This window comes from Winogradskyella sp. PC-19 (assembly GCF_002163855.1).
Lineage (GTDB): Bacteria > Bacteroidota > Bacteroidia > Flavobacteriales > Flavobacteriaceae > Winogradskyella.
Genome location: NZ_CP019332.1, coordinates 237,991 through 249,752 on the forward strand (window position 1 = coordinate 237,991; position 11,762 = coordinate 249,752).

Here is an 11,762-nt window from a genome sequence, read left to right on the forward strand (position 1 = left end):
ACGTGTTTGTGTATGATTTCGTTGCGTGTTTAAGCACTAAAGTTAGCAAATAAATCATAGATAGAAAGTCCGCGAGGACTTTCGTAGGTAGGCTATAACTAGCAATGAATTATACACATTGTTGTGCGTAGTTTTTATTCCAAATCCCAATCATCAATTTCAAACCACGCAGATTTCCCTTTTTTTAAATATTTTACTATTCTTTTCTCTGGACGAGTCCATTTTTTAGTTTTCTCATTTAAAATCCGAATGTTATCATTATTATAAATTACGATACCTTTCCTATCACAACTTTCAAGAACCTTGACATTGATTTTTAAATTTTCTGCATCTTTTTCAATTAGAATTCCTTTAACAATACAAGTGTCGTCCATCCATTTGTCTTCCTGACTTTGGCTGGTAAATTCATAGTTATAATTGAACTCCAAAACATCGCCAATATTAAATTCAGCGAATGTCTCTCTCTTTTCTTCCAATTCTTTTTTCTCTCGTTCTAATTCATCCGCTTTTGCTTTTTCTTCCCATTCTACATATTCTTTTACTTGTTCCTCAAATCTGATGTCTTCATTCTTTAAAGAACGGTAAAAGCTTTCTAAAATCACAACAGACATTGATTCTGGATGACCAATTTTATTATCTCTGAAAAATTTAGAAAGACGAGAACCTCCCCAAAGTTGCCAGTTATTTCTCATCCATAATCCAATTCCAAATCTGTAATTTCCATTAATATATTCTTTTTCAGTAAGTTTTGTGATTTTTACTTTTAAGCTGTCTGAATAAATCTTATTTAGTGAATTTATAGCATCATCAAGGTCTTTTGGAATATAATGTCCTCGCAAACTATCTGTTGTATGTCTGACTTTATTTTCCTCGTTCCATTTGAACTCTAATTTTTTAAAAGGTTCAATTATCTTTTGTTCATTAAATTCTCCGTTGTTCAGATATTCTTTAAAGGCAATCAAAATAACTTCAGTTTGATGTTGTGACACACCTTTGTTGTCCAAATACTTTACAATTCTTGAACCATAATTATCTCTATCAGTCCAATTGAAAATCGTCTTGTATTCTCCGCCCCAAGGATAACTTATCTTTTTAATAGTATCGTTTCCACTTCTCTTAATTTGACTTTTAATACTGTCAGAAGCGTGAACATTTAGATAAGAAACTGCTTTTTTTAAATTTTTTGGTGATTTGGTTTCTTGTCCGAATATTGGAATAGAAAAGATTAAAAGCAGTAAAATAGTCGAGAATTTCATTTTTCAGTTATTTAGTTTCTCGAAAATAATTCGTTTCTTTTTATCATAAAAGCCATAATGAGTGAACTATGTTTTTCGTTGAGTAACGAGGTTTCTTAAATTACGCACAACGGTTAGGTATAAGAATAGTTGCGTGGTTAAGTCACTAATTTAGCAAACAAAAACTAGCCAGAGGAAAATCCGAAGGATTTTCCGAGTAAGCAATGACCAAGCAATTATTTTTATACAATGTTAGCTACCGTATTTTTTTAGTTTTTCTTTTAATTCAATTTCGCTTATCGGTTGCACTTCAACAAATTCTTCTTCATTTTCTCCAATTACTATAACTTTCTCGCCAAAGGTAAGTCCGCTATTATCAAATCCAATTGATATGATTATTGCTTTTTCTCCTTTAGGTAATTTGTTGTAACCATCTTCATTTTTCGTAAACCAATATTCATTTGTTGATTTTTCTATTCCGCTTAAAATGACATTTCTTTCTTCTAAAATTAGACTTGTTAAATTTGACTTTGTCGAAGTCTTTACAGCTAATTTAGTTGGACTTGCTTTTGGGTCTTCGTAAAAGAAATCTACATTAATCCATCCAAAATTTATTGCGTCGTAGGTTATAAGAACATTATTCAGTTCCTTGAGTTTTGTTGTGTCAATTATTCGGCTTGTGTCAATTTTAGTGAGCTTTTGAGATGCGAATTTTTTATAAAGTTCAATTTTCCAACGTCCGTGTTCTTTTGCATCTTTTAATATTGACTCGTGAGCTTCTTTTTGCATTTCCGTTCTAGGGCCTCCATAAAGTCCTGGTGGAATATTATTTAAATGGTAATTGACACTTTCTGTTGAATCTTTGATAAAATATTGAACAGTCAACTCGTCAATTTCCCAAAGGTTCTTATCAAGATTATTTATGTAAATATTTAAAACATCTTTCCAACAAGTTGTGCTAAATCTATCAGAAAATTCTTTTGTAGCTAAAAGTGTGTTTTCAAAATCGGTTATGTTCCCATAATAGTTGTAATCCGTATATTTTAATGTATCTGTAGTAATGCCATAATAGTTAGAACATTCTGTCCAAAACCGATTTTTACTTATAAATTTTATAGGATAAGGTGTTAAAGATTTTGATGGTTCTTCTATTTTGTCCCAATTGATTAATCCATTTTCTTCTCTGATTCCTAAAAATATTTTAGCATCTGCTTTATTTCCTTTTTGAGGAATTTGCAATCTTATAGATTTTCCATTTGCTATTTTTAATTCATTCCCGTTTTCATCATTTGCCGACAAAAAAACCATTCCTAACGATTCAAGAATTTTATCGTTATGCATAGTTTGCAAATTAGAAGCGATAAAGTCCGATTTAGTGAAATTTTCTTTAATTTCTATAAAAACGTTTTTAGAAATACCATTACCATTTTGGTCAACAATTGAATTTTCTGGAATAAGTAGAATTGTTCCACTTTTTCCAACTAGCGTATTCGGTTGAGATGGATTAATTTCAAATACTTGACCTTTATTGATGGATTCTAAAGCACTTATTAATTCAGTCGGAAGGTTCCCGAATTCTTGATTTATTTCTTTTTCCTTTGCACAGCTTAAGACTGTGCAAGCCATCAATAAGAAAAGAATTTTATTCATGTGTTCGGGTGTTTGTTTATATGGTAGCTAACGGTTTCGGCTATGAGTAGTTGCGTGGTTTAGCACTTAAATTTGCAAGTACACACCAAGTTGGAAATTCCGCAGGAATTTCCAAAGTAGGCGAGAAAAAGCAATTACTTATAGCCATTGTTGGGCACAGTATTTATTTTACATTTTTCTATTTTATTATCTCTTATTGAGTCAAATTTTCGCTCGTACTTAAAATTAAATCTTTCTGTTAAATCACTATAAGTCGAAACGTAAAATTCGTTAAAAGTGTAAAGGTCATCTTCGTTAGAAACCTCTCCATTTTCATCTATCATTTTTCCCATACTTCCAGTTCTTCCCCAATGAAAAACTCCAAGTTTGTCTCTTGGTGGTTCGTTAGGATTTTTCTCCAAAGTCCATTCCTCATTAAAGTCTCGAACATCCATTTTTGGCAATTCAGTTCGTTTACCATTTTGGTCAACCAAATAGTATTTATGGTCGATAAAACCATATTTTTGTTCCTTGTCAAGAATTAGTATTCCGTCATTCGGTATTTTGTAAACTAATCCTTCTTCGGTTTTTTCCAATTCTATTCCGCAATCTTTTTTATATATGATATTTACTCGTCCACGATAATTTTCAGGGATTAAAAAAACTTCTGGTCCAACAGTATTTATTCCTCTCCATATTGGCCAAAAGGCTACTATTCCAATAATAAAAATTCCGATTGGAATTAGTCTTTGTTTCCAAGTCTTTTTTAAAGAGACCAAAACCAGAATAACTCCTATTACAAAAACTGGCAGTCCGATTATTGCAAAGAACGCAGCGAAAGTCAATCCAAATGCTCCTATTGCGAGTAAAATCAGTCCGCTGTAATATAGAATGTTACTTGTCTTATCGGTCATTTTCATATTGTGCCCAACGGTTTTGTGTATGATTAGTGGCGTGTTTAAGCACCTAATTTAGCAAATAATTACCGAATAGAAAATCCGCGAGGATTTTCGTAAGTAGGCGAGAACTAGCAATTAATTATACACGTTGTTGTAGGTAGTTTTTTTACAGTTATTCTTTAATAATTCAATTCCTCTTTTCTGTCCTAGTTCAGATAATTCATTCCAATCTTTACAGGCTAATTCCAGTTTTCCATTTTCAAAGAAAATAGCAGCTCTGTTATAAAGTGCATCTATGTTTTTTGGGTCTAACTCATAACTTTTGGTGAAGTTTTTTATAGAATTCTCATAATCTTTATTCTGATAAGAGATTATTCCTTTATTAAAATATTTTCCAGCTTCTTGAATTATTCTTGTGTCTCCACCATAAAAATTGTCTAACTGATAGAACGAATCAGTAAAATATTTCATTGAAATTCCACGAAATGTTTTGGTTTTTTCGTCTTTTAAAACAAATGATATTTCCAGCTTTTCAAGATGTTTGAATTTATTTAAATTCCAAAGTTTATACGATTTGTCAATTACTTTTTTAATTCTCTCAATTTTACTTGAGTCATTTGTGTTAGAGGAATTTATTAAGGTACTTATATTTTTATTTTTTAAATCAATTGTTATAATTCCTTTAGCTTTAAAGTTGCTGTGTTTTTTTTTGAAAGCTTTGTTCAGTTCAAGCATTAAACTCGATTTTAAAGTTGGTGTATAGAATTCATTTGCAACTTGATTTTTACTTTCTCCTTTTTCCTCTTTAATTTCATTGAATAATTTTTGTTCTCTAATAAAATAGAACCTCTTTAATTTGTCGTTTTCCATTCCGTTTATTCTTTCACAGATAATCAACGTGTCATTTTTTACTCTTTCTATTTCGTAACCAGAAGTTGAAGATGTTTTGATAAAATTTTGATTTAATGAGAATGGAAAACATACCTCATTTACTCTATGAGTTGGATTTCCATTAGTACACATTTTCAATTTTTTAAAAGTGTAATTAACGTAAGAAGAGTCAGTAAAGAATCGGTCAATTAAACTACTGCCATCTTTCATCTCAATCTTATATTTTATCCAATCTCCATTCAATTCCGAAATATTGACTTTTTGACAATACGATTTGATTGTAATTAGAAGGAATAATAAAAGTATGTTTTTCGTCATTTTTTTTAATTACCTACAACACATATATATGTCTGTGTTTTGTACTAAAATCTAATTTAGGAAAAATTATTATAAAGCAATGTGTTTCCTCATAAAAATTCATTTTACTTATCATTTATTTTGTATAACATTTTTTGTTATTTTAGTATAATAGTTATACAAAATACACGTATGGATTTTAATAAATATAGTTTTGTCCCAAGTAATCACCGAGGTGTTGCGGTTATACTCATTCAATTTCCACACTTACAGGAATTAAAGAAGGCATTAAAAGCAAAATTTCCCTCAGCTAAATGGAGTGCAACAAAAAAATCTTGGTATTTACCAGATATTCCTTCTGTCAGAATCGCCTTAAATATAAAATCAGTAGATACTGTTGTTAAGAAAGTAAAAAACATTCATCCAATAAATCAAGAAGCATACTTGAAGCTAAATCAGCAACTACAACTTAAAGATTATAGTAATAGTACCAAACGAATATATTTAGCCGAATTTAATCACCTTTTAAATCTTTTAGATGATTATGATGTTTCCGACTTAAATCCAAAGCGACTTAAGGACTACTTTCTCTATTGTATTAAGGTAGAAAAAATGGGTGAACGTAAACTTAATGGTAAGATTAATGCCATTAAATTTTATTTTGAACAAGTATTACATCGACCAAAGATGTTTTTTGATATTCCTAGACCTAAAAAACCGCTTACACTTCCTAAAATGTTAAGTAAATCCGAAGTTAAAAAGTTATTTGATGTGACAACTAACCTTAAGCACAGGATAGCACTTATGCTTTGTTATGGTATGGGATTACGTGTATCTGAAGTCGTACGTCTTAAGTTATACGATATAGATAGTAAGCGTATGGTTGTACATATCCGTGGTGGTAAAGGAAAAAAAGACCGCTATGTTCCTTTACCAGCGACTATTTTACCAAATCTTAGAGAATACTATCTAACTTACAAGCCAAAAGAATTTCTTTTTGAAGGGCAATACGGCGGTGCGTATGCTAGATCTAGTCTGCAACAGGTTTTTAAAAAGGCAATGAAAAAAGCTAACATCAAAAAAAACATTGGTATTCATGGATTACGCCATTCTTATGCAACACATTTATTAGAATCTGGTGCAGATATGCGTTTTATACAAGAGTTATTAGGACACAATTCTATAAAAACAACCCAAGTATACACAAAAGTTACGCCTAGAAGTATTTCTAAAATTAAAAGCCCATTAGATTCATTATAATAACTTTAATTGTTTTATAAATAACGTATAAATATGTGTATTTAAACTAATAGCAAATAAAAAAGCTCTGAAAATCAGAGCTTTTTAAATTGTTTTTGAAATGGTTATTCCGTTTAAGACACTTCTGCCTTATAATCGTAACGTTAAGTATTTTGTTTTATTGTACAAATGGCAAAATATTTTTAAATCTCTAATTCAGAGCGCTTTTGTAGGTTTCTAAACAGCGTTCTCTTGCCATTTTATGCTCTACCATTGGTTGTGGATAGGTGAGTTCTTGAAAATCTGGCACCCATTTTTTTATGTATTCTAGCTGTTTGTCAAATTTTTGTATTTGAGAAGTCGGATTAAATATTCTGAAGTATGGTGCTGCATCTACACCAGAACCTGCAACCCATTGCCAATTACCTACATTACTTGCCATTTCGTAATCGTGTAATTTTTCGGCAAAATAAGCTTCGCCCCAGCGCCAATCGATTAGCAAGTGTTTGCATAAAAAACTACCTACTAACATACGTACGCGGTTGTGCATAAAACCTGTTTCGTTTAATTGACGCATCCCAGCATCTACTAGCGGATAACCAGTTTTACCTTCACACCACTGTTTAAAGTCATCTTCGTTGTTTTGCCACTCAATCCTGTCGTACTTAGATTTAAAAGATTGGTCTTTAGTATGCGGAAAATGCCAAAGGATTTGCATAAAAAACTCTCGCCAAATCAATTCTTTCATGAAGGTTTCGTTTTCCTCTGTCATGGCTTTTTGCATCATTTTACGGACACTCACTGTACCAAACCTTAGATGTGGCCCGAGTCTAGAGGTGTTGTCTTTTGCAGGGAAATTACGTGTCTCTTCGTAATCTTGAATCAATGTAGGTGAGACCTTATAGGTTGCTACACTTTGCTTAGAGGTTTCAAATCCAATATCACTTAAACTTAGATTTGGTAAACTGCTATTTTGGATAAGGTTTGAAAAATATGCTTCTGTATTATAAATTTTAAAATCTATAGTCTTAAATTTTTCTTTCCATATACGACAATATGGTGTATAGACTACATATGGCTTTCCGTCTTTTTTGACGACTTCGTTTTTTTCAAAAATAACCTGATCTTTAAAGGTTTTAAAAGCAATGGCATTAGAACCTAAAAATTCCTCTATTTCTTTATCACGTTCTGTCGCATAAGGTTCGTAATCATGGTTAGTGAAAACAGTCTTAATATTGTGTTCTTGGACCAATTGCTTAAAGATATCTATTGGTTTACCATGATATATAGCAATATTACTGTTACAGGTATCCTGTAAAGTTTGACGCATATTTTGCAACGTTTGGTGAATGAAAGTTACACGGGCATCGTCTTTTGGTAATTTGTCTAAAATTTCAGAATCAAAAATGAAAATTGGTAATACGGAACAATCGCTTTTTAGGGCTTCATAAAAACCGACGTTGTCATCTAGTCTTAAGTCACGTCTAAACCAGAATATGTTTATTGGCTTGCTCATAGTCTAAAATGTTCCAAAGAGCTTTTCCATTTGCTCTTTTCTGTAGTTAAAAATGCTTTCAAGTTTAGGTTTTACTAAAAATGGATGAACCAATTGCCCTAAAAAACCTAAGGGTACTTTATAATCGATAATATCTTCCATTTCTACACCACCTTTAATCTCATGTACAAAATGTTTGTGATGCCACAATGCATATGGTCCATAAAGCTGTACATCTACAAAATACTTTTTATGTTCGTATTGTGTTATCTCGCTAACCCATTTGGTCTTAAAACCAGGTAGTGGTGTCACACGGTATTGCAATAATTGCCCTGCATACATGGGTCTATCTGCTCCAGAAATTATCTGCATGCCCATATCTTTGGGTGTTAATTTTTCGAGATTAGCAGGATTACAAAGAAAATCCCAAGCTTCATCTAAGGAAATAGGCAACTTCTGTTTTTGATGTACTGTGTATATTTTCATTTAAGTCAGATGTAATATCGTAGCGTAGAAGTTAGTTATTTAAAACAATATATGCGTTTAGAGATGTGGCAATACAAAGCCAAACCATATAAGGCAACAATAAATACTTTGCTGTTTTTAGCCTATCGTTTCTAAAGGTTATAAAATAGTAGAAAATGACTAAGGTTAAAAGTATGATTACAACTAGAGCGATATTAGTTAGATGTTGGTTGAAAAAAATCCAGTTCCAACTCACGTTTAACAGTACTTGAAATGTATATAATATCCAAAGAAATTTTGAGGCTCTATCATAGAAAAGCTCTGCCAAATACCAAGAGAAAGCCAGCATTATTGTTGTCCAAGCAACTCCAAAAACCCAACCTGGTGGAGTCCAAGGTGCTTTACTGAGATTGTTATACCAATCACCAGTAGAGCCTCCATCCATCAACCAACTACCTATTGCTAATCCGCCAAAATTGATGATTAAAAACAGTATGAAAAAGTGAACCTTTTTCATCTTACTTTGATGTAAGTGCTTCTATTTTTTCTAATATAACTTGAGCTTCAGCAACTTTTTTATCGCTGGCAGAACGATTTGATGTAGAGAGTTTATGTGATTCTGCTAAAAGCTTTTCATATTGCTTTTGAAGCTTTTCTAACTCTGATGTTTTTTTGAATAATCCGAACATAACTTTTATTTTAGATAAGATGTGATACGAGAGTTCATTGGTTTTGTAATAGAGTAGAAGTAGTCTAAAAACTCGCCTTCTTCATCTACAAGATACTTTTGGAAATTCCACTTCACTGAAGAGTTTTGCTTACCATTTATAGCTTTGGTCGTTAACCAAGCATATAAAGGATGTTGCGCGCTACCTTTAACATCAATTTTTTCAGTAATCAAAAAATTAACGCCATAGTTAACTTCGCAAAATTCTTGTATCTCGTCAGAGTTTCCAGGTTCTTGTTTTCCAAACTGGTTACAAGGAACACCTATTACCACTAAATTGTCGTAGGTGTCATTAAGTTTTTGTAATTCTCTATACTGAGGAGTAAAACCACATTTTGAGGCTACATTTACGAATAAGATTTTTCTGCCTTTGAATTCTGATAAATCAATCGGATGACCTTGTAAAGAATTGATAGTAATATTATGTAAAGATTTTGACGCATTTTGTCTTATGTTTTTGTCGGTTGTTGAAAGTGTCTCTACGAATGCTTTAAGTGGATTCATGATTTTATATTTTAAAGCTTGTTATTCCGCAATCCATTTTAAAGACTTGTCCCGAAAGTGAAGCTGCTTTTTCTGATAATAAAAATGTTGCCATATCTGCTACTTCGGTTGGTTGAAGATATCTTTTAAGCGGGTGACGTTCCTTCATATTCTCAACCATACGGTCATTGCGTAGTAATTTTGAAGCCAAATCTGTGTCAGTTACAGTCGGTGCAATGGCATTGACTCTGACAGTTGGTGCTAATTCTGCACCTAAAGACTTGGTTAAACCTTCTACAGCTGATTTTGATGCTGCCACTGATGCATGAAAAGGCATGCCTAAGTCTGAGGCTACAGTGCTAAAAAATACTATGGATGGGTTATTGCCGTTTTTTAATGCGGGTAAATACTTCTGTACGGTTTTTACAGCACCAATAACATTGATTTCGAAATCATTTTTGAAATCATCAACACTTAACCTGTTTATAGGTTTTAAATTGATACTACCTGGACAGTAGACCAATCCATCGACTTCATTTATTTCTGGTAAATCATCACTAGTAACGTCACAATTGTGATGTGTCAAGTTATTATGAGATTGCTCAGGCTCAGTTCGGCTAATGTTTATGACTTCGTGGTTTTCTAAAAGGTTATTTACAATGGCATTACCAATGCCTTTGCTACCACCTACAACTATATATCTTCCCATACTATGCTGCCGTTAATGGGCGACCTTTTAAGCGTTTTTCAATCTTTTGTTTTATTACAGTAAGACGCTTCATTAAGTCCATTAATTTGGCATCTTTTTTTTGTTTGTAGACTTCATTAACGCCAAGAATAATTTCTTTAGCTTCTCTTGCGGCTACAATTCTGTCACTTGTAGTTTTGAATGAAAACTTTCTGTTTTCGAATTCAACGGCTCTGTCTAAAATTTCCATAATCTAACTGTTTATAATATAATTTTGAAGTTCATTAATTTTTTCTGGCGTATTGAATGCGCCTCCGTAATAAGTCGTCACTGTTGATGACGTGTCATCTTTTACACCTCTTGATGATACACACAAATGTTTGGCATCTATAATTATGGCAACATCTTCAGTACCTAAAATCGTTTTAAGGTCGTTTGCTATCTGTTGCGTAAGACGCTCTTGTACTTGCGGTCTTTTGGCGTAATACTGTACAATTCTATTCAGTTTTGATAAACCAATAACTTTACCTGATGAGATATACGCCACGTGTGCTTTTCCAATGATTGGCACAAAATGGTGTTCACAGTTTGAGTAGAAAGTTATATCCTTTTCAACCAACATTTGGTTGTACTGATACTTGTTATCAAACAAGGCAACTTTGGGTTTATTTTTTGGGTCTAACCCAGAAAATATTTCTTCAATATACATTTTAGCAACTCTATCTGGTGTTCCTTGTAGAGAATCATCAGTAAGGTCTAAACCTAAAACATCCATTATTTCTGAAAATAAAATGGAGATACGCTCTTTTTTTTCTTTATCAGACATATCAAAAGCATTTGCCTTCATTGGTGTGTCTAGACTTGTAAATAAATGATCGTCTCCAATGTCTTCTGTTGTGAAACCATTTAAGGCATGACCATTTTTTTGTGTTAAAGTTTCCGTTTTCATGTAATCTTTTTAATGTGCTGTCTCTAAGTACTCCAAGCTTAAATCAAAGCACGGTTTATCGTTTTGAAATAGAGTTATTTGATATTGATTTTTGTCTCGAGCATTTAAATCTGCCTTCTTCAAAATTTCTTTTTTTACTATGTTTTGTAGCTCTGCCTTGCACGCGTTCTCTCCACATTCTGAAACTACTTGGTTTCATCTCTCTTCGCATCAGGTTAATTACTTCTTGTTCTTTTAGCCCAAACTGAAATTTTATAGCATCGAAAGTAGTTCGGTCTTCCCAAGCCATTTCTATTATGCGGTCTATATCTCTTTCAGTCAATTCCATATTACATTGGCATGGAGAATTCCATGTCGTATTTTACTTTTTCGTCCAAAAGCTTGTCGAAAAACTTTTTATTTTCCTTGAATGTTTTGTTATCTCTGAAGTGAACAAATTTTCCTTGTGCATGAATGCTAGAACCATTTGTTTTATAAATCACCAATTGATAATAAGGAATTACCCAAGTAAAGTTTTTTAAGCCTTGATTAATTAGAATTAATATACCTTTAGGTCTTAATTCGATGTTGCCATAATTTAAATCTGAAACGATATTCATCATAGGCTTCATGTTTGGACTAACATCGTCAATAATCATACGCTTAGAACCTACACCTTTCATCTTCAACTTCTGTACCAAAGAAAATTCACTGCCAACTAAGTCAGCAATTATTTGCTTGTGCTCTTTATTAAAATGTGTAGTGTTTAGTATCATAATAACTCAA

General features: G+C 32.2%; 15 protein-coding genes. 1 reads left to right on the forward strand and 14 read right to left on the reverse strand.

The annotated features are described in order from the left end of the window. Nucleotides 1-134 precede the first annotated feature (134 nt). From BTO05_RS01125 to BTO05_RS01140, 4 genes are all read right to left on the reverse strand, one after another. The gene (locus BTO05_RS01125) at nucleotides 135-1,256 is read right to left on the reverse strand and encodes a DUF6794 domain-containing protein (protein ID WP_087490894.1); all 1,122 of its coding nucleotides are present in this window, start codon (nucleotides 1,254-1,256) and stop codon (nucleotides 135-137) included. A gap of 231 nt (nucleotides 1,257-1,487) precedes the next feature. After that, complete coding sequence (locus BTO05_RS01130; protein WP_157662506.1) at nucleotides 1,488-2,885, reverse strand: hypothetical protein; 1,398 nt, start codon at nucleotides 2,883-2,885, stop codon at nucleotides 1,488-1,490. A gap of 134 nt (nucleotides 2,886-3,019) precedes the next feature. Next, nucleotides 3,020-3,778 (reverse strand): DUF6843 domain-containing protein, encoded by a 759-nt coding sequence (locus tag BTO05_RS01135; protein WP_198295246.1) that lies wholly within the window; start codon nucleotides 3,776-3,778, stop codon nucleotides 3,020-3,022. A 120-nt stretch (nucleotides 3,779-3,898) separates the two neighbouring features. Then, nucleotides 3,899-4,972: a tetratricopeptide repeat protein gene (locus BTO05_RS01140; RefSeq protein ID WP_087490897.1), complete on the reverse strand. Its 1,074-nt coding sequence runs from the start codon at nucleotides 4,970-4,972 to the stop codon at nucleotides 3,899-3,901. A 171-nt stretch (nucleotides 4,973-5,143) separates the two neighbouring features. Between BTO05_RS01140 and BTO05_RS01145 the strand changes: the two genes are divergently transcribed. Beyond that, nucleotides 5,144-6,211: a tyrosine-type recombinase/integrase gene (locus BTO05_RS01145; protein ID WP_087490898.1), complete on the forward strand. Its 1,068-nt coding sequence runs from the start codon at nucleotides 5,144-5,146 to the stop codon at nucleotides 6,209-6,211. Between the two features lie 190 nt (nucleotides 6,212-6,401). Here the strand turns inward: BTO05_RS01145 and BTO05_RS01150 are convergent, their stop codons facing one another. The 10 genes from BTO05_RS01150 to BTO05_RS01190 are packed head-to-tail and all read right to left on the reverse strand — an operon-like array spanning nucleotide 6,402 to nucleotide 11,752. Next, entirely contained in the window at nucleotides 6,402-7,706 is a 1,305-nt protein-coding gene (locus BTO05_RS01150) for a cryptochrome/photolyase family protein (RefSeq protein WP_087490899.1), read from the reverse strand. 3 nt (nucleotides 7,707-7,709) lie between these two features. Continuing rightward, nucleotides 7,710-8,171 (reverse strand): SRPBCC family protein, encoded by a 462-nt coding sequence (locus BTO05_RS01155; RefSeq protein WP_087490900.1) that lies wholly within the window; start codon nucleotides 8,169-8,171, stop codon nucleotides 7,710-7,712. A 31-nt stretch (nucleotides 8,172-8,202) separates the two neighbouring features. Next, complete coding sequence (locus tag BTO05_RS01160; protein WP_087490901.1) at nucleotides 8,203-8,667, reverse strand: TspO/MBR family protein; 465 nt, start codon at nucleotides 8,665-8,667, stop codon at nucleotides 8,203-8,205. Between the two features lies 1 nt (nucleotide 8,668). Further along, nucleotides 8,669-8,839, reverse strand: a complete 171-nt coding sequence (locus BTO05_RS13920) for a Lacal_2735 family protein (protein WP_157662507.1) — start codon at nucleotides 8,837-8,839, stop codon at nucleotides 8,669-8,671. Nucleotides 8,840-8,844: 5 nt separating this feature from the next. Beyond that, nucleotides 8,845-9,381: a glutathione peroxidase gene (locus BTO05_RS01165; protein WP_087490902.1), complete on the reverse strand. Its 537-nt coding sequence runs from the start codon at nucleotides 9,379-9,381 to the stop codon at nucleotides 8,845-8,847. A gap of 4 nt (nucleotides 9,382-9,385) precedes the next feature. Next, nucleotides 9,386-10,069, reverse strand: a complete 684-nt coding sequence (locus BTO05_RS01170) for an SDR family NAD(P)-dependent oxidoreductase (RefSeq protein WP_087490903.1) — start codon at nucleotides 10,067-10,069, stop codon at nucleotides 9,386-9,388. 1 nt (nucleotide 10,070) lies between these two features. Continuing rightward, complete coding sequence (locus BTO05_RS01175; RefSeq protein ID WP_087490904.1) at nucleotides 10,071-10,298, reverse strand: hypothetical protein; 228 nt, start codon at nucleotides 10,296-10,298, stop codon at nucleotides 10,071-10,073. A 3-nt stretch (nucleotides 10,299-10,301) separates the two neighbouring features. Continuing rightward, nucleotides 10,302-10,997: a GTP cyclohydrolase I FolE gene (gene folE / locus BTO05_RS01180; RefSeq protein ID WP_087490905.1), complete on the reverse strand. Its 696-nt coding sequence runs from the start codon at nucleotides 10,995-10,997 to the stop codon at nucleotides 10,302-10,304. A 55-nt stretch (nucleotides 10,998-11,052) separates the two neighbouring features. Next, complete coding sequence (locus tag BTO05_RS01185; RefSeq protein ID WP_087490906.1) at nucleotides 11,053-11,325, reverse strand: TIGR03643 family protein; 273 nt, start codon at nucleotides 11,323-11,325, stop codon at nucleotides 11,053-11,055. 1 nt (nucleotide 11,326) lies between these two features. After that, on the reverse strand, nucleotides 11,327-11,752 hold the full coding sequence (locus BTO05_RS01190) for a hypothetical protein (protein ID WP_087490907.1): 426 nt from the start codon (nucleotides 11,750-11,752) through the stop codon (nucleotides 11,327-11,329). Between the last annotated feature and the right edge of the window lie 10 nt (nucleotides 11,753-11,762).